At 61.1% G+C, this 26,571-nt stretch carries 26 protein-coding genes; 11 read left to right on the top strand and 15 right to left on the bottom strand.

Going from position 1 to position 26,571, the window contains the following annotated elements; all coding sequences use genetic code 11:
• Nucleotides 1-160: 160 nt before the first annotated feature.
• On the bottom strand, nt 161-2,956 hold the full coding sequence (gene polA, locus KVG91_RS13680) for a DNA polymerase I (protein WP_169377743.1): 2,796 nt from the start codon (nt 2,954-2,956) through the stop codon (nt 161-163).
• A gap of 74 nt (nt 2,957-3,030) precedes the next feature.
• Here polA and KVG91_RS13675 point away from each other — a divergent pair, with 74 nt between their 5' ends.
• Both KVG91_RS13675 and KVG91_RS13670 read left to right on the top strand, forming a co-directional pair.
• Nucleotides 3,031-3,321, top strand: a complete 291-nt coding sequence (locus KVG91_RS13675; RefSeq protein WP_012721523.1) for a DUF2782 domain-containing protein — start codon at nt 3,031-3,033, stop codon at nt 3,319-3,321.
• A gap of 56 nt (nt 3,322-3,377) precedes the next feature.
• Nucleotides 3,378-4,331: a homoserine kinase gene (locus KVG91_RS13670; protein ID WP_169377742.1), complete on the top strand. Its 954-nt coding sequence runs from the start codon at nt 3,378-3,380 to the stop codon at nt 4,329-4,331.
• Between the two features lie 218 nt (nt 4,332-4,549).
• On the opposite strand, the gene KVG91_RS13665 is transcribed toward KVG91_RS13670, so the two are convergent.
• The gene (locus tag KVG91_RS13665) at nt 4,550-5,479 is read right to left on the bottom strand and encodes a zinc ABC transporter substrate-binding protein (protein WP_169377741.1); all 930 of its coding nucleotides are present in this window, start codon (nt 5,477-5,479) and stop codon (nt 4,550-4,552) included.
• 58 nt (nt 5,480-5,537) lie between these two features.
• On the opposite strand from KVG91_RS13665, the gene zur reads away from it, so the two are divergent.
• The 4 genes from zur to KVG91_RS13645 are packed head-to-tail and all read left to right on the top strand — an operon-like array spanning nt 5,538 to nt 8,337.
• Nucleotides 5,538-6,020, top strand: a complete 483-nt coding sequence (zur, locus tag KVG91_RS13660; protein ID WP_169377740.1) for a zinc uptake transcriptional repressor Zur — start codon at nt 5,538-5,540, stop codon at nt 6,018-6,020.
• Nucleotides 6,020-6,799, top strand: a complete 780-nt coding sequence (gene znuC, locus KVG91_RS13655; RefSeq protein ID WP_169377739.1) for a zinc ABC transporter ATP-binding protein ZnuC — start codon at nt 6,020-6,022, stop codon at nt 6,797-6,799. The genes zur and znuC overlap by 1 nt, the downstream gene beginning before the upstream one ends.
• Entirely contained in the window at nt 6,792-7,580 is a 789-nt protein-coding gene (gene znuB, locus KVG91_RS13650; protein WP_169377738.1) for a zinc ABC transporter permease subunit ZnuB, read from the top strand. Before znuC ends, znuB begins: the two co-directional genes overlap by 8 nt.
• A gap of 37 nt (nt 7,581-7,617) precedes the next feature.
• On the top strand, nt 7,618-8,337 hold the full coding sequence (locus KVG91_RS13645; protein WP_169377737.1) for a PA5502 family lipoprotein: 720 nt from the start codon (nt 7,618-7,620) through the stop codon (nt 8,335-8,337).
• A gap of 115 nt (nt 8,338-8,452) precedes the next feature.
• Here KVG91_RS13645 and katE read toward each other — a convergent pair whose 3' ends face one another.
• Complete coding sequence (gene katE, locus KVG91_RS13640) at nt 8,453-10,594, bottom strand: catalase HPII (RefSeq protein WP_169377736.1); 2,142 nt, start codon at nt 10,592-10,594, stop codon at nt 8,453-8,455.
• Between the two features lie 265 nt (nt 10,595-10,859).
• On the opposite strand from katE, the gene KVG91_RS13635 reads away from it, so the two are divergent.
• From KVG91_RS13635 to KVG91_RS13625, 3 genes are read left to right on the top strand one after another with little or no spacing between them, the layout of a single operon-like run.
• On the top strand, nt 10,860-11,867 hold the full coding sequence (locus KVG91_RS13635) for a methionine ABC transporter ATP-binding protein (protein WP_169377735.1): 1,008 nt from the start codon (nt 10,860-10,862) through the stop codon (nt 11,865-11,867).
• Nucleotides 11,867-12,541 carry a methionine ABC transporter permease gene (locus KVG91_RS13630; protein ID WP_169377734.1) on the top strand — a complete coding sequence of 225 codons (675 nt, stop codon included), beginning with the start codon at nt 11,867-11,869 and terminating at the stop codon, nt 12,539-12,541. Before KVG91_RS13635 ends, KVG91_RS13630 begins: the two co-directional genes overlap by 1 nt.
• Before the next feature lie 51 nt (nt 12,542-12,592).
• Nucleotides 12,593-13,363, top strand: coding sequence for a MetQ/NlpA family ABC transporter substrate-binding protein (locus KVG91_RS13625; protein ID WP_169377733.1), 771 nt, complete (start codon nt 12,593-12,595; stop codon nt 13,361-13,363).
• A gap of 148 nt (nt 13,364-13,511) precedes the next feature.
• Here the strand turns inward: KVG91_RS13625 and KVG91_RS13620 are convergent, their stop codons facing one another.
• The 6 genes from KVG91_RS13620 to KVG91_RS13595 form a co-directional block, all read right to left on the bottom strand.
• Nucleotides 13,512-13,868, bottom strand: a complete 357-nt coding sequence (locus tag KVG91_RS13620; RefSeq protein WP_169377732.1) for a BRO-N domain-containing protein — start codon at nt 13,866-13,868, stop codon at nt 13,512-13,514.
• A gap of 461 nt (nt 13,869-14,329) precedes the next feature.
• Nucleotides 14,330-14,965 carry an SCO family protein gene (locus tag KVG91_RS13615; RefSeq protein ID WP_169377731.1) on the bottom strand — a complete coding sequence of 212 codons (636 nt, stop codon included), beginning with the start codon at nt 14,963-14,965 and terminating at the stop codon, nt 14,330-14,332.
• Nucleotides 14,962-15,861 carry a heme o synthase gene (gene cyoE, locus KVG91_RS13610; protein ID WP_169377730.1) on the bottom strand — a complete coding sequence of 300 codons (900 nt, stop codon included), beginning with the start codon at nt 15,859-15,861 and terminating at the stop codon, nt 14,962-14,964. The genes KVG91_RS13615 and cyoE overlap by 4 nt, the downstream gene beginning before the upstream one ends.
• Nucleotides 15,849-16,928 (bottom strand): COX15/CtaA family protein, encoded by a 1,080-nt coding sequence (locus tag KVG91_RS13605; protein ID WP_169377729.1) that lies wholly within the window; start codon nt 16,926-16,928, stop codon nt 15,849-15,851. The genes cyoE and KVG91_RS13605 overlap by 13 nt, the downstream gene beginning before the upstream one ends.
• 10 nt (nt 16,929-16,938) lie before the next feature.
• Nucleotides 16,939-17,523: a hypothetical protein gene (locus KVG91_RS13600; RefSeq protein ID WP_169377728.1), complete on the bottom strand. Its 585-nt coding sequence runs from the start codon at nt 17,521-17,523 to the stop codon at nt 16,939-16,941.
• Complete coding sequence (locus tag KVG91_RS13595; RefSeq protein WP_169377727.1) at nt 17,489-18,253, bottom strand: SURF1 family protein; 765 nt, start codon at nt 18,251-18,253, stop codon at nt 17,489-17,491. The genes KVG91_RS13600 and KVG91_RS13595 overlap by 35 nt, the downstream gene beginning before the upstream one ends.
• Before the next feature lie 47 nt (nt 18,254-18,300).
• On the opposite strand from KVG91_RS13595, the gene KVG91_RS13590 reads away from it, so the two are divergent.
• Nucleotides 18,301-18,504, top strand: coding sequence for a twin transmembrane helix small protein (locus KVG91_RS13590; RefSeq protein ID WP_029290319.1), 204 nt, complete (start codon nt 18,301-18,303; stop codon nt 18,502-18,504).
• A 6-nt stretch (nt 18,505-18,510) separates the two neighbouring features.
• Here KVG91_RS13590 and KVG91_RS13585 read toward each other — a convergent pair whose 3' ends face one another.
• From KVG91_RS13585 to coxB, 4 genes are all read right to left on the bottom strand, one after another.
• Nucleotides 18,511-19,398, bottom strand: coding sequence for a cytochrome c oxidase subunit 3 (locus KVG91_RS13585; protein ID WP_169377726.1), 888 nt, complete (start codon nt 19,396-19,398; stop codon nt 18,511-18,513).
• A 35-nt stretch (nt 19,399-19,433) separates the two neighbouring features.
• The gene (locus tag KVG91_RS13580; protein WP_169377725.1) at nt 19,434-19,985 is read right to left on the bottom strand and encodes a cytochrome c oxidase assembly protein; all 552 of its coding nucleotides are present in this window, start codon (nt 19,983-19,985) and stop codon (nt 19,434-19,436) included.
• Nucleotides 19,986-20,120: 135 nt separating this feature from the next.
• Entirely contained in the window at nt 20,121-21,707 is a 1,587-nt protein-coding gene (gene ctaD, locus KVG91_RS13575) for a cytochrome c oxidase subunit I (protein WP_076952212.1), read from the bottom strand.
• A 58-nt stretch (nt 21,708-21,765) separates the two neighbouring features.
• Nucleotides 21,766-22,893, bottom strand: coding sequence for a cytochrome c oxidase subunit II (gene coxB, locus KVG91_RS13570; protein ID WP_169377255.1), 1,128 nt, complete (start codon nt 22,891-22,893; stop codon nt 21,766-21,768).
• Nucleotides 22,894-23,262: 369 nt separating this feature from the next.
• On the opposite strand from coxB, the gene KVG91_RS13565 reads away from it, so the two are divergent.
• Complete coding sequence (locus KVG91_RS13565) at nt 23,263-23,910, top strand: hypothetical protein (protein WP_169377256.1); 648 nt, start codon at nt 23,263-23,265, stop codon at nt 23,908-23,910.
• A gap of 131 nt (nt 23,911-24,041) precedes the next feature.
• On the opposite strand, the gene KVG91_RS13560 is transcribed toward KVG91_RS13565, so the two are convergent.
• Both KVG91_RS13560 and KVG91_RS13555 read right to left on the bottom strand, forming a co-directional pair.
• A complete protein-coding gene (locus KVG91_RS13560) occupies nt 24,042-25,589 on the bottom strand; it encodes a SulP family inorganic anion transporter (RefSeq protein WP_169377257.1) in 1,548 nt (515 codons plus the stop codon).
• Nucleotides 25,590-25,674: 85 nt separating this feature from the next.
• The gene (locus tag KVG91_RS13555) at nt 25,675-26,406 is read right to left on the bottom strand and encodes a carbonic anhydrase (protein ID WP_076952208.1); all 732 of its coding nucleotides are present in this window, start codon (nt 26,404-26,406) and stop codon (nt 25,675-25,677) included.
• Nucleotides 26,407-26,571 lie beyond the last annotated feature (165 nt).

Genomic DNA, 26,571 nt, shown 5'->3' with positions numbered 1-26,571 from the left:
ATAGGAGCATTGAAGGGCTTCACCACCCATTCAGTAACTCTGAGTAGCAGTTCACAGGTTAAGTTCCGGCAGGTTCAAAAACTATTGTAAATAACTGACAGACTGATCCTGCACCAACCCACCCCTGCCACCCCGCGACGAGGTGGCAGAGCACCTGTAATCAGTGTGCCTCGTCCCAGTTATTACCCACGCCCACCTCCACCAGCAGCGGCACGTCCAACTGGGCAGCGGCGCTCATGTGCTCGCGAATCTTCGCGCTGACGTCGGCCACCAGGTCCTCACGCACCTCCAGCACCAGTTCATCGTGCACCTGCAGGATAACCCTGGCATCCAGGCCCGACTCGGTGAGCCAGTCATCCACCAGCACCATGGCTTTCTTGATGATGTCCGCCGCCGTGCCCTGCATCGGCGCATTGATCGCGGTACGTTCCGCGGCCGCGCGCTCCTGCGGCTTGTTGGAGTGGATATCGGGCAGGTAAAGCCTGCGCCCGAAGAAAGTTTCGACATAGCCCTGATCGGAAGCCTGGGCGCGGGTGCGCTCCATGTACTCGCGAACCCCGGGATAGCGGGCAAAGTACACATCGATGTAAGCCTTGGCCGTCTTGGTGTCGACGCCGATGTCCTTGCCCAGCTTCTGTGCGCCCATCCCATAGATCAGACCGAAGTTGATCGCCTTGGCGCTGCGGCGCTGATCAGAGGTGACTTCGCCCAATTCGACCTTGAATACCTCGGCAGCCGTGGCGGTGTGCACATCGAGGTCGTGGCGGAACGCGTTCATCAGCCCTTCGTCCTTGGACAGGTGCGCCATGATCCGCAACTCGATCTGCGAGTAGTCCGCCGCCAACAGCTTGTAACCCTTGGGCGCGATGAACGCTTGGCGGATCCGCCGCCCTTCGGCGGTGCGCACGGGGATGTTCTGCAGGTTCGGGTCACTGGACGACAAACGCCCCGTTGCCGCCACCGCCTGGTGATAGGACGTATGAACCCGCCCGGTACGCGGGTTGATCTGTTCCGGCAGGCGGTCGGTGTAGGTACTTTTGAGCTTACTCATGCTGCGGTACTGCATCAGCACCTTGGGCAGCGGATAGTCATCTTCGGCCAGCTTGGCCAGCACTTCTTCGGCGGTCGACGCCTGGCCCTTGCCGGTTTTTTTCAACACGGGCATGCCAAGCTTTTCGTACAGAATCGCGCCGAGCTGCTTGGGCGAACCCAGGTTGAACGCCTCGCCGGCGATCTCGAACGCCTGGCGCTCGAGTTCGACCATCTTGTTGCCCAGCTCGATGCTCTGGATACCCAACAGCTCCTTGTCGACCAGCGCCCCCTGGCGCTCGATGCGTGCCAGCACCGGCACCAACGGGATCTCGATGTCCGTCAGCACACTGGCCAGGCTCGGAAAGGCCGCCAGTTGCGCGTGCAATGCCTGATGCAGGCGCAAGGTGACATCGGCATCTTCCGCTGCATAAGGCCCGGCCTGCTCCAGTGCGATCTGGTCGAAGGTCAGCTGCTTGGCGCCCTTGCCGGCGATGTCCTGGAAAGTGACGGTGTCATAGTCGAGGTATTTCTTGGCCAGGCTGTCCATGTCATGCCGGGTTGCGGTGGCGTTCAGTACATAAGACTCAAGCATGGTGTCGAAGGCGATGCCACGCAGGGTAATGCCCTGAGCCGGGTCGCCACCGATGGCGCAGTTGGCCAGGATGTTCATGTCGAACTTGGCATGTTGGCCAACCTTGAGCTTGGTCGGGTCTTCCAGCAGCGGCTTAAGGGCCAGCAACACCGTGTCGCGGTCCAACTGCTCCGGTGCACCGACGTAGGCATGGGCCAGCGGAACGTAGGCCGCTTCATGGGGCTGCACGGCGAAGGAAACCCCGACCAACTGCGCCTTCTGGGCGTCGATCCCGGTGGTCTCGGTGTCGAAGGCAAACAATGTAGCGTCGTTGAGCTTCTTCAGCCAAAGGTCAAACGTGGGTTGGTCGAGGATGGTGGTGTAGACAGTTTCCACAGCAACCGTCGCGACAGCCTCAACGACCGTTTCTGCCGCAGGCGCAACGGTCGGCGGCGTCTTGAGCTCGATACGCTTGGCATCGCGCTGGATCTCATCGAACCAGCTCTTGAATTCCAGCAGGGTGTAAAGCTCCAGGAGCTTCTCGCGGTCCGGCTCGATCAGGTGCAAGTCGTCCAGGCCAACATCGAGCGGCACGTCGATCTTGATCGTTGCCAACTGATAGGAAAGGAACGCCATCTCCTTGTGTTCCTCAAGCTTGGCCGGCAACGTCTTGGCGCCGCGAATAGGCAGGGTCGGCACAATATCGAGCTGCTCGTAGAGCTCTTTGAGGCCGCCATTGACACCGACCAACAAGCCGGACGCGGTTTTCGGGCCGATGCCAGGAACACCCGGAATGTTGTCGGACGAATCGCCCATCAACGCCAGATAGTCAATGATCTGCTCCGGAGCGACGCCGAATTTCTCCTTTACGCCCTCCACGTCCATTGCGCTACCGGTCATGGTGTTGACCAAGGTAATGTGCCCGTCCACCAGCTGCGCCATGTCCTTGTCACCGGTGGAAATCACCACCGGACGGTCGGCGGCCGCACTGCTGCGGGCCAGTGTGCCGATCACGTCATCGGCCTCCACGCCTTCGACGCACAACAGCGGGAAGCCCAGCGCGATCACGCTCTGGTGCAGGGGCTCGATCTGCAGGCGCATGTCATCGGGCATGCTTGGGCGGTTGGCCTTGTATTCGGCGTACATGTCATCGCGAAAGGTCCCACCCTTGGCGTCGAACACCACCGCGAACGGGCTGTCCGGGTATTGCTTGCGCAGGCTCTTGAGCATGTTCAACACACCCTTGACCGCACCGGTGGGCAGGCCTTTGGAGGTGGTCAGCGGTGGCAGCGCATGGAAGGCGCGGTACAGATAAGAAGAACCGTCCACCAGGACGAGGGGTGCGTGGCTCATGAGCAGAATCAACCTTTTCGGCGGGTCAGGCGCTAGAATAGCCGGACCAATGACGACAAAGGGATAAGGTTATCATGCGTACATTCAATCGCCTGCTGTTGACCGGCTTGATTGCACTCGCTCCGATGGCTGCCATGGCGGCAGACGATGCGCCTGGGGGTGATCCGGAAGTGACCATTCGCACGGAAGGCGACAAGACCATCCAGGAGTACCGCCAGAACGGGTTCCTGTACGCAATCAAGGTCACCCCGAAGGGTGCGCCACCGTATTTCCTGGTCCGCGCGGACGGAACCGACGCGAACTTCATCCGCTCTGACCAGCCGGATATGCTGATTCCGTCATGGAAGATCTTCGAATGGAAATGATTTCTTAACTTCAATTGGCGCCGCACACAGCGGCGCCCGTACTGGCAGTTTTAACCATGTCTGTGTTCACCCCCCTGGCTCGGCCCGAGCTGGAAACCTTTCTCGCCCCTTACGGGCTCGGCCGCCTGCTCGACTTCCAGGGGATTGCCGCCGGTAGCGAAAACACCAATTTTTTTATCAGCCTGGAGCAGGGCGAGTTCGTCCTGACCTTGGTTGAACGCGGCCCGGTCGCCGAGATGCCGTTCTTCATCGAGCTGCTCGACGTGCTCCACGACGCCGACCTGCCGGTGCCTTACGCCCTGCGCACCACTGACGGCGTGGCCCTGCGCACGCTTGCAGGCAAACCGGCATTGCTGCAACCGCGCCTGGCCGGCAAGCACATCAAGGACGCCAACGCCCAGCACTGCGCTCAAGTGGGCGACCTGCTGGGCCATCTGCACCTGGCGACACAAGGCGACAAGGTGCTGGAACGCAAGACCGATCGCGGCCTGGACTGGATGCTCAGCGAAGGTGCGCAACTGATTTCGCACTTGAACGATGCACAGCAGCGCCTGCTGCAGGCGGCATTGACAGAGATCGAAGCACACAAGGCCGACATCCTCGCCCTGCCGCGCGCCAACGTTCACGCCGACCTGTTCCGCGACAACGCGATGTTCGAAGGCACGCACCTCACTGGCCTGATCGATTTCTACAACGCGTGCTCCGGCCCGATGCTGTACGACGTAGCGATCGCGTTGAATGACTGGTGTTCGGATGCGCAGGGCGTGATTGACGGGCCACGCGCCCGCGCATTGCTGGGCGCTTATGCGGGCTTGCGGCGCTTCACCGCCAAGGAAGCCGAGCTGTGGCCAACCATGCTGCGCGTGGCGTGTGTGCGGTTCTGGCTGTCACGCCTGATCGCGGCCGAGTCATTTGCCGGGCAGGACGTATTGATCCACGACCCAGCAGAGTTCGAGCACCGGCTGGTGCAGCGTCAGCAGGTCACGGTTCAACTGCCGTTCGCCCTCTAGAACTCACCTCGATCAACCTACAGAAGCACAGGGCAACTTGTAGTGAGCGGGCTTGCCCCGCGCTGGGTGGCGAAGCCGCCCCAAACCAGGCGACCAAGTTTCATCTGGAGTTTGGCGGTGTCTGTATTAGGGCGGCTTCGCCACCCAGCGCGGGGCAAGCCCGCTCACTACAAATGATCGCAGGCAAGCCAGCTCCCACAGTGGTTATGCGTTGGCGGTTAGAGGGACTCCAGGCACCCGGCCAAATTGTTACCCAAATTCTCCAGTACCTGTTCGTAGCCTTGGGCCGTGGCCGGTGTGTAGCCGCCCAACGCGTCCAGCTCCGCCAACTTCACCGGCAAACCGGCCACCAGCGTCTCAGCCAAACGCGGCCGCAGCGGCGGTTCGCTGAACACGCAGGTCTTGCCCACTTCCTGCAATCGCGTGCGCATCGCCGCCACATGCTGGGCGCCAGGCTGCACTTCAGCGGCAACGCTGAACACGCCTGCATGCTTCAAACCGTAAGCGTCTTCGAAGTAATCGAAGGCTTCGTGGAACACGAAGTAAGGTTTGCCCTCGACGACCGCCAGGCGCTTCTTCAGGCGAGCATCCAGGGCATCCAGGCGCTCATCGAACGCCTTCGCATTGCTCTGGTAACGCGCGGCATTGGTCGGGTCGGCCGCAGCCAGATCAGCCGCCATCCGCGCGGCAATCACGCGTGCGTTCACCGTCGACAGCCACAAATGCGCGTCGACGCTGCCAGGGCGGTGATCGTGGTCATGTTCATCGGCATCATCAGCGTGCGAGTGGGCATCTTCGCCGAAACGACGCAGCTTCATACCCGCAAGGTCCTGTACCGCTACCGTCGTCGCCGTACGACCTTTGAGCACGCGCGGCAGGAAGGTCTCCATATCCGGCCCGATCCAGTACAGCAGGTCCACCGACTGCACGCGCCGTACGTCGGATGGACGCAGCGCGTAATTATGCGGCGATGCACCCGGAGGCAGCAGCACCTCAGGCACCGCAACACCGTCCTGCACAGCAGCGGCAATCAGCTGTAGGGGCTTGATGCTGGTGAGCACCTTGACCTCGGCCTGAGCAACCCCAGTTACGAACAAACTGGTGACAAATACGACAAAAACGGGAAAAAGTCGGGACACGATGACCACTCGATGGCGTAGGAACGGGTAACATAATAACGTCTCTATCAAATATCTGTCGCCGCTCATGCCTAAAACACCGCTTGCCAGCCGTCCCCATGACCATTCTCACTGCGTGCATACCGCGCTGTCGGAGGCCGACACCCTCTGCGCGCAGAAGGGCTTGCGCCTGACGGCCTTGCGTCGCCGTGTGCTGGAACTGGTGTGGCAAAGCCACAAGCCGCTGGGTGCCTACGACATTCTGGGCGTGCTGAGCGAACAGGACGGCCGTCGCGCTGCACCGCCGACCGTGTACCGCGCGCTGGACTTCCTGCTGGAAAACGGCCTGGTGCACCGCATCGCCTCGCTCAACGCTTTCGTTGGCTGCAACCATCCGGAACATGCGCACCAGGGCCAGTTCCTGATCTGCCGCGAGTGTCACGCTGCCATCGAGCTTGAACAGAAAATCATCAGCGACGCCATCATCCAGAGCGCTGCGGATGTCGGCTTCACGGTCGAAGGGCAAACGGTCGAAGTGGTCGGCCTGTGCTCGGGCTGCCAGGGGGCTTGATGAGCAACGCTTTAATCCGCCTGGAACAGGTCGGGGTCACGTTTGCCGGGCAAACTGTGCTGGATAACATCGCACTGAGCGTAGAGCCTGGGCAGATCGTCACCCTGATCGGCCCCAACGGCGCCGGCAAAACCACCTTGGTGCGCGCCGTGCTCGGCCTGCTCAAGCCCGACACCGGCAGCGTGTGGCGCAAACCCAAGCTGCGCGTGGGGTATATGCCGCAGAAGCTGCATGTCGACCCGACGCTGCCCCTGTCCGTATTGCGCTTCCTGCGCCTGGTGCCGGGTGTGGACCGCGCCCGCGCCCAGGCTGCCCTCAAGGAAGTCGGTGCCGAACAGGTCATCGACAGCCCGGTGCAAAGCATCTCCGGCGGCGAGATGCAGCGCGTGCTGCTGGCCCGCGCCCTGTTGCGCGAGCCGGAACTGCTGGTGCTGGATGAACCCGTGCAAGGCGTCGACGTGGCTGGCCAGGCCGAGCTGTACAGCCTGATCACTCGCCTGCGCGATCGCCATGGCTGCGGCGTGCTGATGGTGTCCCACGATTTGCACCTGGTGATGAGCACCACCGACCAGGTCGTGTGCCTCAACCGCCACGTCTGCTGCTCGGGGCATCCCGAACAAGTCAGCGGCGACCCGGCGTTCGTCGAGCTGTTCGGCAAGAACGCCCAGAGCCTGGCGATTTATCACCACCATCACGACCACGCCCATGATCTGCATGGCGCCGTTGTCGATGACGCGTCTACCCCCCACGTTCATGGAGATGGCTGCAAGCATGGCTGATTTTCTGCTTTACGCCCTGCTGGCAGGCTTGGCTTTGGCGTTGGTGGCGGGTCCATTGGGCTCGTTCGTGGTCTGGCGGCGCATGGCCTATTTTGGCGACACCTTGTCCCACGCCGCGCTGCTGGGCGTGGCCATGGGCTTCTTGCTGGATGTGAGCCCGGCCATCGCCGTGACCGTGGGCTGCCTGCTCCTGGCGGTGCTGCTGGTGACCCTGCAACAACGCCAACCGTTGGCCTCCGATACTTTGCTGGGCATCCTGGCGCCGAGCACCCTGTCCCTGGGCCTGGTGGTGCTGAGCTTCATGCACGAAGTGCGCATCGACCTGATGGCCTACCTGTTCGGCGATCTGCTTGCGATCAGCCCGACCGATCTGGCCTGGATCCTCGGCGGCGCTGCGGTGGTGCTGGTGTTGCTAGTCGCCCTCTGGCGCCCGCTGCTGGCAATCACCGTGCACGAAGAACTGGCCAGAGTGGAAGGCTTGCCCGTACCGAGCCTGCGCATGGCCCTGATGTTGCTGATCGCCGTGGTGATTGCTGTCGCGATGAAGATTGTCGGCGTATTGTTGATCACGTCGCTGCTGATCATCCCGGCCGCCGCCGCCCAGCGCCACGCCCGTTCGCCGGAGCAAATGGCGATCGGCGCCAGCCTGCTGGGGATGCTTGCGGTGTGCGGGGGCTTGGCGTTGTCCTGGTTCAAGGACACCCCGGCCGGCCCATCCATCGTGGTCACGGCCGCCGCCCTGTTTTTGCTGAGTTTTGTCCTGCCCCGTCGAGGGGTGTAGACTTGCTCGCTTTTTGCGCAAATAGAGAGTCGCAGGAATGAAGCTGTTCACCTCCCGTTATCTGCTCCTTGCCGCATTTTCCCTGCTGCTGGGCGCCTGTCAAAGCACACCGCCCGTCGCGCCAGAGGCTGCGGACCCGCGTGCCGCGGCCATCGCGCAGCTGGAGCAAAACCTGGCCAGCAGTGAACTGGCCACCGCCGAAGACCAGCTTGCCGTGTTGCAGGCCCAGTCGCCCAAAGACCCGACGCTGGAAAACTACCAGCGGCAGTTGGCGGAAGCCTATCTGCAGCGCAGCCAGATCGTGCTGCAAAAGGGGGATGTCAACGCCGCCGCAACGGCCTTGAGCCGCGCCCGCGCCTTGATGCCCAAAGCACCGGCGCTGACCGGCGGCGTCAACAGCGCCATTACCCATGCCCGCAAAGTCGAGCTGGATAACGCCGAGCAAGCCTTGAAGGCCGCCGAAGCCAAGCCCGCCGCCAAGGTCATCGACCCGGCAGCCCCCAGCACCACCATGGCGTTGAACCTCACCGACATCCAGGCGCTACGTCACCAACTGGATGCAATCGCCACCGATGTGGTGAATTACCAGTGCGACGTGAGCATCCAGGCGCCGCGCACCGAGGATTACCCGTGGCTGGCCACGTTGCTGACCAAACGGGTGAAGCGGATTGATTCGGGGTATGAGCTGAAGATCCACCGGCAGATCTTGAAACATATTCCGGCGCAGGTTGTGCTGATTCCGCGTAAGGCAAACTAAAAGCATCGCGGGCAAGCCCGCTCCCACACTTGAATGTATTCACAATTCAAATGTGGGAGCGGGCTTGTCGAGTCGTCGCACCGCCGCGATAGCACTCTAACAAGCAACAGATGACTTAAGCCGGAATCGCCTTGGCCTTCGGCTCACGCTCCCAGACCCGATGCTGGGCAATCGCCGCGAAGAACGCCTTGAACGCCTTGGCATCGGCCGCCACGATCAACCCCGCATCCGCCTCCAGCTTCAGCAGATCCAGCAATGGCTTCACGTCACTGCCCACCGCTATCGCCTTCAGGTGCTTGTACGCTTCCAGCACGTAATGCAACGCCACACCGTCAGCGCTCAGCGCGTCCACCGAGGCTTTGCCGCCTGGGATAAACACCGCGTCGAAAGCAATGGACGGCATGCCTTCCATCGACGCATCCACCGGCAGCGTCTTGCCGTCCGCCGTGGTGACAGGTGCCGAGGTCGGCCCGAGCAATTTGGCGTGCGCACCTTCTGCCTCCAGGGCTTTTTTCATGGCATCAATCGCCGCGCCATCCACGCCGTTGGCGGCCAGGATCGCCACTTTACGTGTCTTGATGTCACCCGAGAGCAGATTCACCTGGCTCAAGGCCGGCGATATTTTCAACGAGGTTTCACGCACAGGCACCGTGCCTTTGGTCGGCGCGGGCAAGCCCAGGTTCTGCGCAACGCGCTTGGCCAGCTCCAGGTCGATATTGGCCAGGATCTCATTCACCTGGCGCGCACGAATGTGCTCGCGCTCGACCTTGCCCAACTCAAAGCTGTAGGCGGCGATGATGTGCTCTTTCTCGTGATGGCTCATGCTGTTGAAAAACAGCGTGGCCTGGGAGAAATGGTCACCGAACGATTCACTGCGCTCGCGCACCTTGTTCGCATCGATCCGCTCGTAGTAGGTCTCAAAACCACCGTCGGTCGGGCCCGCAGGCGTTTCCTTCGGCCAGCCGCCGTCAATGGAGTTCGGCTCGTAAGCGGCGCGACCCTTGTCGATCACGGTCCGATGCTGGGCATCACGCTGGTTGTTGTGGTTCGGTGCAACCGGACGATTGATCGGAATCTCGTGGAAGTTCGGGCCACCGAGACGGCTGATCTGTGTATCGGTGTAGGAAAACAGACGGCCTTGCAGCAGCGGGTCGTTGGTGAAGTCGATACCCGGCACGATATGGCCTGGGCAGAACGCAACCTGCTCGACTTCGGCAAAGAAGTTGTCCGGGTTGCGGTTCAGCACCATCTTGCCCAGCGGGGTGATCGGCACCAGTTCTTCAGGGATGATCTTGGTCGGGTCGAGCAGGTCGAAATCGAACTTATGTTCGTCTTCTTCCGCGACAATTTGCACGCCCAATTCCCACTCAGGGTAATCGCCGCTCTCGATCGCTTCCCACAGGTCGCGACGGTGGTAGTCGGTGTCTTTACCGGCCAGCTTTTGCGCTTCGTCCCACACCAGCGAGCAAGTGCCGACTTTCGGCCGCCAGTGAAATTTCACAAAGCTCGATTTGCCTTCGGTGTTGATCAGACGGAAGGTGTGCACGCCAAAGCCCTGCATGGCGCGCAGGCTTTTTGGAATGGCGCGGTCGGACATCGCCCAGACGACCATGTGAGCCGACTCCGGCACCAGCGAGACAAAGTCCCAGAACGTATCGTGCGCCGATCCGCCGGTAGGGATCTCGTTGTGCGGTTCAGGCTTGACGGCGTGCACGAAGTCAGGAAATTTGATCGCGTCCTGAATGAAGAACACCGGCATGTTGTTGCCCACCAGGTCGAAGTTGCCTTCTTCGGTGAAGAACTTCACCGCAAAGCCACGCACGTCACGCACCGTATCGCCCGAGCCGCGTGGGCCCTGCACGGTGGAGAAACGCGCAAACACCGGGGTTTTATGCTCCGGGATGCGCAGGAAGGCGGCTTTGGAAAGCGCCGAGTGATCTTCATAGGTCTGAAAGTAACCATGGGCGCCAGTACCGCGCGCATGCACGATGCGCTCCGGGATGCGTTCATGGTCAAAATGCGTGATCTTTTCACGCATGATGAAGTCTTCCAGCAACGACGGGCCGCGGGAGCCGACTTTCAGGGTGTTCTGGTTATCGGAAATCTTTACGCCTTGGTTGGTACGCAGGGCCTGGCCGGTCGCGTCGGAGCGGAATTCGTCCAGGGCCTGCAGCTTGGCGTTGGTGTTGCCACGGTCCAGGGTTTCGGTGCCCGCGAGTTCACTCTTCGGCGGGGTTCCTGGCTTCTCGGTACTCATCAGGTAAAACTCCTTGGTTTTAAATGGCCAGAGCGGTCCCCGGCTCGTTTGAGCAAACCCCCAGGCACGGCACCTGGAAAACGAGTTGCTTAAGTAGTGACTGATGAGGTTTTGGGCCGTTCCTTTTTTATGACCTTTGATCGCGTTATTGCCAAATCGCTGGATGATTGCGAAATAAATGCTAAGAAACGCTAGTCGGACAGGCTAAAATGCGCGCCCGGCTAACCGCTGATCCCTTTTCAATGCGCCCCACAAGGTTCGCTACGTGATCGAGTTTCAAAACGTCCATAAAACCTACCGCGTCGCCGGTAAGGATATTCCCGCCCTGCACCCCACCAGCCTGCGCGTCAAAAACGGCCAGGTATTTGGCCTGATCGGCCACTCGGGTGCGGGTAAAAGCACGCTGCTGCGCCTGATCAACCGCCTCGAAGAACCGAGCGGCGGCCAGATCACGGTGGATGGCGAAGAAGTCACTGCCCTGGACGCCAACGGCCTGCGCCGTTTTCGCCAGCAGGTCGGGATGATCTTCCAGCACTTCAACCTGCTGGCCTCCAAGACCGTCGCCGACAACGTGGCGCTGCCACTGACCCTGGCCGGCGAATTGTCGCGCAAGGACATCGACCTGCGCGTCGCCGAGTTGCTCGCCCGCGTCGGCCTGTCGGACCACGCCAGGAAGTACCCGGCGCAGTTGTCCGGTGGCCAGAAGCAGCGCGTCGGCATCGCCCGCGCCCTGGCGACCAAGCCCAAGATCCTGCTGTGCGACGAAGCCACCAGCGCGCTCGACCCGCAGACCACCGCCTCGGTGCTGCAACTGCTGGCCGAGATCAACCGCGAACTCAAGCTGACCATCGTGCTGATCACTCATGAAATGGACGTGATCCGCCGCGTCTGCGACCAGGTGGCGGTGATGGACGCCGGCGTGATCGTCGAGCAAGGCTCGGTGGCCGATGTGTTCCTGCACCCTAAGCACCCGACCACCAAACGCTTCGTACAAGAAGCCGAGCAGGTCGATGAAGGCGAGCAACGCGATGACTTCGCCCACGTCCCAGGCCGTATCGTGCGCCTGACCTTTCAGGGCGAAGCGACCTACGCACCGTTGCTGGGTACCGTCGCCCGCGAAACAGGGGTGGACTACAGCATCCTCGCCGGTCGTATCGACCGCATCAAAGACATCCCCTACGGGCAACTGACGCTCGCCGTCACGGGTGGCGACATGGAAGCCGCCTTCGCGCGCTTCACCGCCGCTGACGTCCACATGGAGGTCCTGCGCTAATGGAAGTCCTGTTGAGTTTCTTCGCCAATATCGACTGGTCCGAAATCTGGCTCGCCACTGGCGACACCATGACCATGCTGTTCGGCTCGCTGTTCTTCACCGTGGTGCTGGGCCTGCCGCTGGGTGTGCTGCTGTTCCTGACCAGCCCGCGCCAGTTGTTCGAGCAGAAGGGTCTGTACGCACTGCTGTCGCTGATCGTGAATATCCTGCGCTCGCTGCCGTTCATCATCCTGTTGATCGTGATGATCCCGTTCACCGTCCTGATCACTGGCACTTCGCTGGGCGTGGCAGGTGCGATTCCACCATTGGTCGTCGGTGCCACGCCATTCTTCGCACGCCTGGTGGAAACCGCCCTGCGCGAAGTGGACCGCGGCATCATCGAGGCCACCCAATCCATGGGCGCCACCACCCGCCAGATCATCACCAACGCCCTGTTGCCCGAAGCCCGCCCCGGCATTTTCGCGGCGATTACGGTGACGGCGATTACACTGGTGTCCTACACGGCGATGGCCGGCGTGGTCGGTGCCGGCGGCCTGGGTGACCTGGCGATCCGTTTCGGTTACCAGCGTTTCCAGACCGATGTGATGGTGGTCACCGTGGTGATGCTGCTGATTCTGGTGCAAATTCTGCAAACCGTCGGCGACAAGCTGGTGGTGCACTTTTCTCGAAAATAACGGCCATTGCCGACCGTGCGTCGGCACATGCCCGAACAAGGAGCTTGCTGGATGAAAAAACTACTGGTTGCTTTCGCCGCCGTTGCCGCGTTCTCCGCCCACGCCGAGACCCTCACGGTCGCCGCCTCGCCGGTGCCGCACGCGCAAATCCTGGAGTTCGTGAAGCCGGCCCTCGCCAAAGAAGGCGTGGACTTGCAGGTCAAAGTCTTCACCGACTACGTGCAGCCAAACGTGCAGGTCGCTGAAAAACGCCTGGACGCCAACTTCTTCCAGCACCAGCCGTACCTGGATGAATTCAACAAGGCCAAGGGCACTCACCTGGTGAGCGTCGGCGCCGTGCACCTGGAGCCCCTGGGCGCCTACTCCAGCAAGTACAAGAAGCTGGACGAGCTGCCGGACGGCGCCAACGTCGTAATCCCGAACGACGCCACCAACGGCGGCCGCGCCCTGTTGCTGCTGGCCAAGAACGGCCTGATCACCCTGAAGGACCCGACCGACATCCTGTCGACCATCAAGGACATCACCGGTAACACCAAGAACCTGAAATTCCGCGAACTGGAAGCCGCCACGTTGCCGCGCGTGCTGACCCAGGTCGACCTGGCACTGATCAACACCAACTACGCGCTGGAAGCCAAGCTGGACCCGTCCAAGGATGCATTGGTCATCGAAGGCAACGACTCGCCTTACGTGAACATCCTGGTCACCCGCGAAGACAACAAGGATTCGGATGCAGTGAAGAAGCTGGTTGCAGCGCTGCACACGCCTGAAGTGAAAGCCTTCATCCTCGAGAAGTACAAAGGCGCAATCCTGCCGGCGTTCTGATCGGTCTAGACCTCCAAAACACTGAAGAACAAAAAATGTGGGAGCTGGCTTGCCTGCGATAGCATCACCGAGGTGTGACTGACACACCGAGGTGCTTGCATCGCAGGCAAGCCAGCTCCCACATTTGCTTTGTGTGTTGCCTGAGAGATCAGACCGACACACTTAACCGCAGCTTGCCACGCAGCGCAGGTATGACCTCATGAGTCAGCCACTGACGCAGGCAACGGTTCTCCGGGTAGTAGTGATAGATGAGCATCGCATAGACGCCAGACTCGCTGATCATCAAGGTCGGTGCGCAATGACCGTGAGTGATCAGGGCCAGGGTGTGTTGCTGATCAGGATCGAGTTTTCGCAGTAACGCCGGGTTGAGGTGCAGGCCCATCAGGTGACCGATGTCAGAGGCACTGAACCACGGTTGGCCATCGATCAGCACGGCGTGCAGTTGGTGATGGTGACGGGTGAATACTTCGGCGGTGGTAGGCGGATCAGGGGTAAGTACTTGCATGGTCTGGCTCCTAACGTATCAAAGGACCGCCAAGCATTACTTCCACGTAATGGGTGGCGGTTGTACGCAGGTGTGGAAGACCGGGACGTTAGGCACCCGGCGCACTCGAAAGCGCCCCGCGCACAACCACCATAAAACGCAGACAAGAAAAAAAGCGCCTGACACTTGGTGGCGCTTTGTGCGCCTAACGATATAAGGGCTTCCACACCCTGTCACTGAATTTGCAGCGACAGGGCAAAGACTAGCCACCCCAAGAGCGCCCAACAAGTTCATGTAGGGCGCGACATCTTGCAGGAAATATCCGACGACGCCATGTTCAACCCTTGCACAAAAACACTGTGGGAGCTGGCTTGCCTGCGATGGCGGTGGGTCAGCCAGCCTATCAGGTACTGGTCCACCGCTATCGCAGGCAAGCCAGCTCCCACAGGTGATGTGTGTTGTTGGCAGGGATGGTGATCGGCTTACTTACGCTGTAGCAACCCCGGCAATTGCGCCACCAGCTTCTGGCTGTTCAGCGGCGCACGAATAAACCCGCGCTGCGTCCCATCGGGCCCGATCAGCGCGAGGTTGCCGCTATGGTCGACGGTGTAGTTCGGCTTGCTGGTATCGGCGGGAATGAACGGGATGCTCACGGCATTCGAGACTTTCTGTACATCCTCCACATTCGTGCCGGTGAGGCCCTGGAACTGCGGGTCGAAGTAGCCCAGGTACTGCTTGAGCTGGGTCGGCGTATCGCGGTTCGGGTCGACGCTCACCAGGACCACCTGCAACTTATCCACAACGTCCTTGGGCAACTCGCTCTTGATCTGGCGCAGTTGGGCGAGGGTGGTGGGGCAGATGTCCGGGCAGAAGGTGTAGCCGAAGAACAGCAGGCTCCACTTGCCTTTCAATTCGTTGACGAGCACCGGCTGGCCGCTCTGGTCTGTCATGGTCACCGGCGGCAATTGACGGCTTTGCGGCAGCAGGATGATGCCGGCGTCGATCAACGCGGTCGGGTCGCCCTGGCCCTTGCCCGAGAGCACTTTGTTAACGGTCAGGCCCATGATCAATGCCACCAGGGCCACCAGGATGAAGACAGTCTTTTGAGTTCGAGTCATAGGTTCAACAGTAGGTAGTGGTCTACGAGCAGGGCGATAAACAGCAGGAACAGGTACCCGATAGAGTACTTGAAGGTGTTGATCGCCGCGTGCGGCCGAGCGCCACGGTACAACACCCAGGCCCATTGCAGAAAGCGCCCGCCCAATACCAGCGCGCACGCAAGGTAGAGCAGGCCGCTCATATGGATCACATAAGGCATCAGGCTCACCGCCAGCAGGGCGAAGGTGTAGAGCAGGATGTGCACCTTGGTGTAATGCTCGCCATGGGTGACTGGCAGCATCGGGATGTTTGCCTTGGCGTATTCCTCCTTGCGGTGAATGGCCAGCGCCCAGAAATGCGGCGGGGTCCAGGCGAAGATGATCAGCACCAGCAGCAAGGGTTCGGCGCTGACATGGCCGGTGACCGCAACCCAACCCAACAAAGGCGGAGCGCCGCCGGCCAGCCCGCCGATGACAATATTCTGCGGCGTCGCGCGCTTTAAAAAGCCGGTGTAGATCACCGCGTAGCCCAGCAACGAAGCCAGGGTCAGCCATGCCGCCAGCGCATTGGTGAACGCCAGCAACAGCGCCAACCCTGCAACAGCCAGAAACAATGCAAACGCCAACGCCGCCAGTGGTGACACACGCCCCTCTGCCATTGGCCGCTTATGGGTGCGCGCCATTACCGCGTCAATCCGCCGATCCACCACATGGTTGACCGCCGCCGCGCCGCCCGCACACAGGGCAATCCCCAGGTTGCCGAACACCAGCACCGTCCACGGCACGCCGGCACGGGTCGCCAGAAACATCCCCACCAATGAAGTGATGAGCATCAGCACCACCACCTTGGGCTTGGTCAGCTCCAGGTAGTCACGCCAGATCGCCTGGCCGTGTCGCGCGCCGATCAGGGTCGCCATGGCATCTCTCCTTTAAGGGTCATCAGGCCCGACACCGGCTTGCGCGGGATAAATCGCCAAGCGAATGGCAGCGGCTTGCGCACCCGGACCAGGCTGGTGCGCGCGTGATAATTGACCAGCACCAGGGTCAGCAACAGCGCCGCGCCCCCGGCGTTATGCCCGACCGCCACCGGCAGCGGCAGGCCGAAATACACATTGCTCACACCCAGGCAGACTTGCGCGGCCAGGGCCATCAGCAGCAAACCCGCCAACCGCGTCATGCCGACCGCACGCAGTTGCCAGGCCAGGCCGAGCAGCACCAGGCTGACGATCACAGCGCCAACGCGGTGGGTCAGGTGGATGGCGGTGCGCGCTTCGCTGTCCAATTGCCCACCCAGGTAGTTGGGGCCGATGTGCTGGGTGAGATGAAAGCCGTTGGCGAAATCCGCAGCCGGCCACCAATCACCATGACACGTCGGCAAATCAACACAGGCCACCGCCGCGTAGTTGGCGCTGACCCAACCACCGAGCGCAATCTGCGCGATCACCAGCACCAGCCCGGCGGTGGCCCAATATTGCAGGCGCTTGGGCACGATCAATGCGGGCAGTACGCCGGACAGGCGCAACGTCAGCAAAAACAGCAGGCTCAAGGTGGCAAAGCCGCCTAGCAGATGGCCGGTCACCACCTGCGGCCACAGCTTCAACGTCACCGTCCACATGCCAAACGCCGCCTGGGCAACCACCACCGCCAGCACGAACAGCGGCAGTTTCACCGGCTGGCCCGGATCACGCCGATGGTGCCACGAACGCGCCGCCAGCAGCGCAATCAGCAACCCCAGCGTGCCAGCGAAGTAACGATGGATCATCTCGCTCCAACCCTTGGCCGCTTCCACCGGCGCTTCGGGAAAATGCAGCTCGGCATGCGCCAACTGGGCTTCGCTTTGCGGCACGCTGATAAAGCCATAGCAGCCGGGCCAGTCCGGGCAGCCCAGCCCCGCGTGGGTCAGACGGGTATAGGCACCGAGCAGCACGACGACCAGCGCCAGCAAGGTGGCAAACAACGCGAGGCGAAATCCGGGTTTGGCCATGACGATGCCCCTATCCGATGTTCGACAGTTTCAGCAGATGGCGCAGGTCGTTGAGCAAGTCCTTGCCCTTGACCGTGGCGTCGTAGCGCAACACCAGGTTGCCGTGGGGATCGACGATCCACAGCTGTGCATCACCCGGCGCACTGGCGTTTTTGGTGAATGTCGACAGGTCCAGCGGGTAGCGCTGCAGTTGCGGGTACTCGGCCTTGAGCTTGGCGTCGTAATCGCTGCTGACGGGCTGCGCGCTGGCCAAGGCATGGCTGGCGCGGGAAGCGTCGCGCCCCAGGCCGATCTGCAATTGGCGCGCGAGATACACCAGTTGCCGGCAATCGGCGGCGCAGGCGGCGGGTGCCGTCACCAGCAATTGCCAACGCTGTTCGTCGGCCTGCACGCCAATGTCGCCGCGAGTCTGGCCGTTGCCGATCAGGTCACCATGGTAGCTGCGGCCGTCCGGAACCCAGAACTGCAGCTTGTACATGAAGGTCGCCAGCGCCATTGGGCCGATGACCATCAGCAGGATCAGGATCAACTGCCAACGGCCTTTGCGCCGATCAGGCAGTTCAGACGTGTTGGGTGGACTCATGGCCGCTCCCATGGGGCTTCTCCTTTTTGTTGTGCCATCCGAGATAGAGATAAAGCGCCAGCAGGGCCAGCGACATGGCGAACCACTGCACGGCATACGCCAGGTGTTTTTCCGGCCCCATGGCCACGATGGGCCACGTGGTTTCGTAGGTGCCGGGGCCTGCTTCGGCCCGCAGTTCATAGGCGAAACCGTTGCGACCCAGCTCAGCCCACAACGCGGCGGGGTGCAGCGCGGTCAGCAGGCGTGGCCATTGCGCGCCCGCCGGGTCGGCATGCAGCTGAAAGGTTTCGCCGGGGGCGACGTACACCCAGGCCTGCAGATTCAACGGCTGTTCAGGGGTGCTGAAGACCGGCGGCGTGCGCCGGTCCGGCCAGGGCAGCCAGCCGCGATTGAGCAACAGCCACAGGCCGCTGGCCTGGTCGTGAAAGGGTTGCAGCAGTTCAACGCCGGCCTTGCCGTCGCGCATCCGGTTATCGAGCAGCACGCTGTGCTCGGCGTCGAACTGGCCGCGCAACTGCACGCGGCGAAACGCCGGGTCAGTGATGTCATTGAGTTGCGCACTGCTGACCGGATCAGCCGCGCGCCGCTCGGTATAACTGTCCACCAGCCGCTGTTTTTCATGGCCGCGAGACAATTGCCAGAACCCCAGGCCCACCATCAGCGGCAGCAACACCAGCACGACCAGCGTGGGTGCGACCCCGGGACGAAAGCATTTCATGGCGCTGGCTATACTTGTTTTCATTGCCCGCCCATTCCCCTTCATTGCCCATCAAAGCCGGGAGCCTGACCATGCTCAAAGCAGCCATTGCCCTGATGCTGATCGCGACTGTCGTGAGCCTGTTCAGTGGCTTGTTCTTCCTGGTCAAGGACGAGGGCCACTCCAACCGCCTCGTCACGGCCTTGACCGTACGTGTCGTGCTGGCCGTGATGACCCTGGCCTTGATCACCTGGGGCTTTTTCAGCGGCCAACTGGTTTCTCATGCACCGTGGTGAGGCACCTCACAGCACATAAACGAAGAAAAACAGCCCGATCCACACCACATCCACAAAGTGCCAATACCAACTGGCCGCCTCGAAACCGAACTGGTGCTCGGCATCGAAGTGGCCCTTGAGGATGCGCATCAGCATCACGAACAAAATGATCGTGCCGATGGTGACGTGGGCGCCGTGAAAACCAGTGAGCATGAAGAAGGTGGCACCGTAGACACCCGAGCCGAGGGTGAGCCCGAGCTCCTTGTAAGCGTGGATATATTCCTCGGCCTGGAACCCGAGGAACGCTACGCCCAACAGCACAGTGATCGCCAACCACAGCTTCAGCGCGCCGCGATGGCCTTTGCGCAAGGCATGGTGGGCGATAGTGATGGTCACGCTGGAGCTCACCAGCAAAATGGTGTTGACCAGCGGCAGGCCCCACGGGCTGATCGTGCCCTTGGGTGCCGGATAGAGTTTGGGATCGGGATTGTTCAGCAACGGCCAGGCGAACTCGAAGTTCGGCCAGAGCATGTGCGCGATGCCCTTGGGTCCTTCACCGGCCAACGCTGGAGCGGACAGGTGGCGTACGTAAAACAGCGCCCCAAAGAACGCAATAAAGAACATCACTTCGGAAAAGATGAACCAGCTCATGCCCCAGCGGAACGAGCGGTCCATCTGCGAGCTGTACAAACCGGCGCGGCTTTCCTTGATCACCGCACCAAACCAGCCAAACATCATGTACGCCAGCAGCAGGCCACCGACGAAAAAGATCCAGGGGCCGTGGGATTCCGGGCGTAACGCCTTCAAGTCGTTAAACCACAGGCCCAGGCCATACACGCTGATCAACAGGCCAAACGTGGCAATTATCGGCCATTTGCTTTGCGCTGGTACGTAGTACGTATCATGAGTCGACATGTATTCGCTCTCCTGATTGAGCGGGCAAACAGTAGCTAGCCCCCGGTGCGAACCGCCACGGGCGGTTGGCGCGCAGTGATGTCAAACAGCGTGTACGCCAGGGTCAGATGCTTCACATCCTTGGGCATGTCGCGGTCGACAATGAAGCGCACCGGCATTTCGATGCGCTCGCCTGGTTGCAGCACTTGCTGGGTGAAACAAAAGCACTCAGTCTTATGGAAATACATCGCCGCTTCGGCCGGAGAAATGCTCGGCACTGCCTGAGCGGTCATGGCCTTGTCGGTGGGGTTGAACGCCACGAACAGCATCTCGGTGACCGCGCCGGGATTGACCACCACTTCATCTGCCTTGGCATGAAACTCCCAGACCATGTCGATGGCGTTGGTGGACAGGAACTGCACGCGCACCTGGCGCGACGGGTCCACCACCTGGGAGCCTTCGTATTGCCCGGCCGTCTTGCCGTTAATGCCGAACGCCTTGCACATCACGTCGTAGATCGGCACCAGGGCGAAGCCGAAGGCGAACATCGCCAGCACCAGGATCAGCAGGCGGGTGACCAGGCGCTTGAGGGGTACGGAGTCAGCCATGGCGCAGCGCTCGCTTTTGACTTTCTGTGGGAGCTGGCTTGCCTGCGATGAGGCCCTGGCAGCCGATAGAGTCGGCGCCTGATACACCGCTATCGCAGGCAAGCCAGCTCCCACAGGGGGTTTGCGGCGTCAGGTTCATTTAACCTCCGGCGGCGTAGTGAAGGTGTGGTACGGCGCCGGCGAGGGCACGCTCCACTCCAGGCCTTCGGCGCCATCCCACGGCTTGGCCGGTGCCGGCGTACCACCGCGGATGCACTTGATCACGATAAACAGGAAGAAAATCTGCGTAGCGCCAAACATGAAGGCGCCAATCGAGGAGACCATGTTGAAGTCGGCGAACTGCAGGTTGTAGTCCGGCACCCGGCGCGGCATGCCCGCCAGCCCGACGAAGTGCATCGGGAAAAAAGCCATGTTCATGCCCACGAAAGACAGCCAGAAGTGCAGCTTGCCCAGGGTTTCGTCGTACATGTGCCCGGTCCATTTCGGCAGCCAGTAGTAGGCCGACGCGAAGATGCCGAAAATAGCGCCGGGCACCAGTACGTAATGGAAGTGCGCCACCACAAAGTAGGTGTCGTGGTACTGGAAGTCCGCCGGGGCAATCGCCAGCATCAGCCCGGAGAAGCCGCCGATGGTGAACAGGATCACGAACGCCACGGCAAACAGCATCGGCGTCTCGAAGGTCAGCGAGCCTTGCCACATGGTGCTGACCCAGTTGAACACCTTCACCCCGGTCGGCACGGCGATCAGCAGCGTGGCGTACATGAAGAACAGCTCACCCACCAACGGAATACCCACCACGAACATGTGGTGCGCCCACACGATGAACGACAGAAACGCGATGCTCGCCGTGGCGTAGACCATTGAGGTGTAGCCAAACAGCGGCTTGCGCGAAAACGTCGGGATGATCGAACTGACGGCGCCAAAGGCCGGCAGGATCATGATGTACACCTCGGGGTGGCCGAAGAACCAGAACACATGCTGGAACAGCACCGGGTCGCCACCGCCGGACGCACTGAAAAAGCTGGTGCCGAAGTGGATATCCATCAGCATCATGGTCACGCAACCCGCCAGTACCGGCATCACCGCGATCAGCAAAAACGCGGTGATCAGCCAGGTCCAGACGAACAGCGGCATTTTCATCAACGTCATGCCCGGCGCGCGCAGGTTGAGGATGGTGGCGACCACGTTGATCGCGCCCATGATCGAACTGATGCCCATCAGGTGAATGGCAAAGATAAAGAACGTCACGCTTTCCGGCGCGTAGGTGGTGGAAAGCGGCGCGTAGAACGTCCAGCCGAAATTCGGCCCGCCGCCAGGGCTGAACAGCGTCGAGACCAACAGAAGGAAGGCCGCCGGCAGCAACCAGAAGCTGAAGTTGTTCATGCGCGGCAGGGCCATGTCCGGCGCGCCGATCATCAGCGGGATCATCCAGTTGGCCAGGCCGACGAAAGCCGGCATCACCGCGCCGAACACCATGATCAGGCCGTGCATGGTGGTCATCTGGTTGAAGAACGCCGGCTCCACGATCTGCAGGCCCGGCTGGAACAGTTCGGCACGGATCACCATGGCAAACGAACCGCCGAGCAGGAACATGGCGAAGGCGAACCACAAGTACATTGTGCCGATGTCTTTGTGGTTGGTGGTCAGCACCCAGCGCATCAAGCCCTTTGCGGGGCCGTGGGCATGGTCGGCATGACCATGGTCATCGATCACAGCGCTCATGGCCGTTCTCCTGCAAGCGGGTGGGCGGGGCGGGTCGAGGTAAACACCATGAAGAGGGTCATTGGCTTTGCGCCTGCTTGATGGCCAGCACGTCTTTTGGCGTGACCATGTCGCCTGTGTTATTGCCCCAGGCGTTACGCTCGTAGGTCACCACGGCGGCGATATCCACTTCCGAGAGCTGCTTGCCGAAGGCTGCCATCGCAGTGCCAGGCTTGCCGTTGTAGACGATGTTCAGGTGTTCGGCCGTGGGCCCGGTGGCGATTTTCGAGCCCTTGAGCGCCGGGAACATCGGCGGCAGGCCCTGGCCTTCGGCCTGGTGACAGGCCACACAGGTGGTGTGGTAGACCTTGTCGCCACGCGCCACCAGTTCTTCAAGCGTCCAGTCCTTGGAGGTCAGCTCCTTGAGCTTGGCGGCCTCTTGCTTGCGCTCGCCGAGCCAGGTGTCGTAGTCGGCCCTGGACTTGACCTCGACCACGATGGGCATGAAGCCGTGGTCCTTGCCGCACAGTTCGGCGCACTGGCCGCGGTAGATGCCGGGCTTCTCGACCCGGGTCCAGGCCTCGTTGACGAAGCCGGGAATGGCGTCGCGCTTGACCGCAAACGCCGGCACCCACCACGAGTGAATGACGTCGGCGGCCGTCACCAGAAAGCGCACCTTGGCCCCCACCGGCAACACCAGCGGCTGGTCAACTTCCAGCAGGTAGTGTTCACCCTTGGTCGCCTGGTTACGGATCTGTTCGGCGGGCGTGGCCAGGTTGCTGAAGAACTCCACGTCCTGGCCCAGGTATTTGTAATGCCATTTCCATTGGTAGCCGGTGACCTGGATATCGATATCCGATTCACTGCTGTCGTAAATATTGATCAGGGTCTTGGTCGCGGGAATGGCCATCGCGACCAGGATCAGCAAGGGCACCACGGTCCAGAGGATCTCCACGGTGGTGCTCTCGTGGAACTTGGCCGCGACCTGGCCGGTGGAGCGGCGGTGAACGATCATCGACCAGAACATCGCGCCAAACACGATGACGCCGATCACCACACAGATCCAGAAAATGGTCATGTGCAGGTCGAACACTGCGTGACTGACTTCGGTCGCCCCTGGCGCCATATTCGTTGTCCAGGCGGCATGTGCCTGGCCGAATACCGACGACAACAGGAGGCCCATCCAAACGTGTGGATGTCGCATCATTGCGGGTTCCCCTTATCGTTCTTGTTATCCCGCCGGTTTGCACCTGCGTCGAAGGGAGCGGCTTCCATACTGCTTACAACCGCTTAGCCTTGCCTGCTTATGCAGTCTGGCGTCATCAGTTAATCGCCTACAAATCCGAGTATAGACAGGCTCTGCAACCCCGCAATGTGTAGGGGCAAATGAACCGGAAATGATCGGCCTGGACCAATAAAACCGGGAGCGGAATCGTTTATTCGGCAAACGATGGCATTTCGATATAACGACTGTGCATAACCATGAAATAATTATGACAAATGCGTCTGAGGCCCTCGTATAAACGAGCTACCTTAACTTCTCCCTTTTCCTACACCTGTAATCAATGGAGCCTTCATGAACACCGCCGCATTGCGCGAGCAGATTTCCCGTGCCCATCAACACGAAACCAGCACGGGCCAGCTTGCCCAGCAACTGGAAAAACAATTGCCGCACCTGCATTCGGCCATTTCCCTGGCTGACGGTGATCGCAACATGGTCATGACCCGCTTTGTTACCGCCTACATCGACCTCGTTCCGGATTTGCTGGACGCCGCCAACGACGTGGCCCGCCAAGCCGGTATCGAAAGCCAGATCAAGCCGGTGCTGAAGATCGCCGAGCATTTCTTCCTGCAACCGCCCGCCATCCTGGCCGGCCATGAAGGGCTCGACGGCCTGCTGGACGAGGCCTATCTGGCGCACCGCTTGGTGGAAGAGGTCAACGATCTGTATATCAAGCACTTCGGCCAGCCTTTGATTCCGGCGGACACCACGGTAGCCAATGTCATTGCCCATCGACTGATCGGCGAAGCCTTCGCCAACCAGTTGGATGAAGCCGTGCACCACGCGGTGGATGAAATGCTCAACGAAGAGAGCTTTGCGCTGGAGTCGGTCGAGGTCTATCGCGAAAAGCTGAAGAGCCCGCACACCGAAGCCGCCTGGAAGCGCTGGCCGTGCCTGTCGCGGCAGTTGGGGGTTGAGTTGGCGTTGGATCAGCCTGCCTGATTGTTTGGGGATACACAAAACCCATGTGGGAGCGGGCTTGCTCGCGAAAGCAGAGTGTCAGTCGATGTATTCGGCGACTGGCACACTGCATTCGCGAGCAAGCCCGCTCCCACATTTTTGATTCGGTTTCGTCAGCTTACAGAGGCCGCTGAACCTACCCCAGTCGTCATGCGAATCCGCCCTTCCAGCCGGCGCTTCAAGCCTCGCGCCTCGATCACCAGCTTGGAGCCTTTGGCCGCATTGGCACGCCCCCATTCTTCCAGCAGTTCCAGGCAAGAATGGTCGATATAGCTCAGATTATTCAGGGGCACGTGCAATGTCGTCCCTGCCGGCACCGTCGCCAATACCTGGGTCAACGCCGGCACTTTCAGGAAGGTCGCCGCCCCCGTCAGGCGCAACTCCATCTCAGCCTCCTGCGGCAAGTCGATCAGGCTGACTTTGAGCCTCGATGCCTTGAACGCCAACTTGACCAATGTCAGCCCGAAGCCCACCAGCACGCCGGTCAGCAGGTCGGTGAGGATGATCGCCAGCGCCGTGGCGGCGTAGGTAAACATCGGCATCCGCCCATAGCGTCCCAGCGCCTTGAACGCCTTGATGTCCACCAGCTTGATCCCGGTGTACACCAACACACCGGCCAGGCTCGCCACCGGAATACTTTGCAGCACACTCGACAGCAGCAGCACGAACGCCAGCAACCACAGGCCGTGGAACATCGCCGACAAGCGCGTGGTGGCACCAGCCTGCACGTTGGCCGAGCTGCGCACGATCACGCCGGTCATCGGCAAAGCGCCGACCAGCCCGCAAAGCATGTTGCCTACACCTTGAGCGGATAATTCCTTGTCGAAATCAGAACGCTGACCGCTGTGCATGCGATCGACCGCCGCGGCGGACAGCAGGGTCTCGGCACTCGCGATAAACGCCACGGCGAACGCGGCGATCAACAGTTGCGGATCGGCGAGGTTCAGCAAGTCGCTGGGACGCAGCCAATCAATGGCATCGGCGAGGTTTTCCGGGACTTCCACCCGCTTGACCTGCAACGCCAGCACCAGGCTGACCACGGTGGTCAGGCCCACGCCCAACAAGGCACCCGGTACAAAGCGCAGACCTTGCGGACGAAACTTATCCCAAACGTACATCACCAGCATCGTCGACAAACCGAGCAGTCCCGCCTGCCAGCCCAGGCCACCGCCCAGGGCCGGGATCGCGCCAGCCACCGCAGCCGGGAAACCTGCCAGGTTATCCAGCCCGGAAGGTTTGGGCGCGCCGTCGAGCATCACGTGGATCTGCGACAGCACAATCAGCACGCCAATCCCCGCCAGCATGCCGTACACCACCGCCGGCGCCGTGACGCGGAACCAGCAACCCAGGCGCAAACGCCCGGCAACCAGTTGCAGGAAACCCGCCAGCAACAGAATCGGCCCAAGCATCAGCATGCCGTGCTGGCGCACCAACTCAAAGACCAACACCGCCAGGCCCGCCGCCGGACCGCTGACCTGCAACGGCGAACCCGCCAGCCAACCTACCACCAGGCCACCGATGATGCCGGTGATCAGCCCCTTGGCCGGCGGCATGCCGGAGGCGATCGCGATACCCATGCACAGGGGCAGGGCGACCAGAAAAACAACCACGGAAGCCAGCAGCTCCCGTGGCAATACAGCTTTCAATTGAGCAGCACGCATGATGGCTCTCCCGAGGCATTTGCCGGGCGCGGTAAAGCCTGGCTGCGTCCATGGCAGCCACCGTTTTACCCGGCAGGGAAGTGTTTTAGAAGCGCGCTTTAGGCGTCGCGCAAGGGATTGGCCCGTCGCCGCCCAGCGGTCGGAATGCCGACTGGTCCGCGTCAAAAGCTCTGATTTCGCTGGTTTCGATGTTGTAGATCCAGCCATGGATGAACAACTGACCATTGGCCATGCGTGACGCCACGGAAGGGTGGGTACGCAAGTGTTGCAACTGGGCGATAACGTTTTCTTCGGTCAGCACCTTCATGCTCTCGCCTTCGCTTGCGCAGTCGCAGTTGTCGTGCACCATGGTCTTGGCGACCTCGGCATGCCGCAGCCAGGCCTTGACCGTCGGCATTTTCTCCAGGCTGTCGGGGTTGAGTACCGCGCGCATCGCGCCGCAATCGGAGTGGCCGCAGACAATGATGTGCTGTACGCCCAAGGCGAGCACCGCATACTCGATGGCGGTGGAAACACCACCGTTCATCTGGCCGTACGGCGGTACTACGTTACCGACGTTACGCGTCACGAACAGGTCGCCCGGGGAGCTTTGAGTGATCAGCTCGGGGACGATGCGCGAGTCGGCGCAGGTAATGAACATCGCCCGTGGGCTCTGGGCCGTGGCGAGTTTCTTGAAGAGTTCTTCCTGCTGCGGGAAGACGTCATGATGGAAATGCAAAAAACCGTCAACGATGTGCTTAAGCGCTGCATCGGCGGTTTCCGCCACCTGAGGGGTCGAAGCCGACGCAGCCAACGGCTGTTTATCCTGGTCACTCATGATTCATCCTCTTGATTAATGCAGGGGGAGTGTTCAGGGCAATTCGACGCCTGGTCAGTGCAATATTTGTAAATGCCAAAAACCGGGGCGCCGACTCATCAGTCACTCGCTGAACAAGGTAACCACCGAAACTTAACTCAAACTGAATGAACCGCTCTAGAACGC

The sequence above is a fragment of the Pseudomonas azadiae genome (assembly GCF_019145355.1).
GTDB classification, from domain to species: Bacteria; Pseudomonadota; Gammaproteobacteria; order Pseudomonadales; family Pseudomonadaceae; genus Aquipseudomonas; species Aquipseudomonas azadiae.
This window is presented reverse-complemented; position numbering and strand designations above follow the sequence as displayed.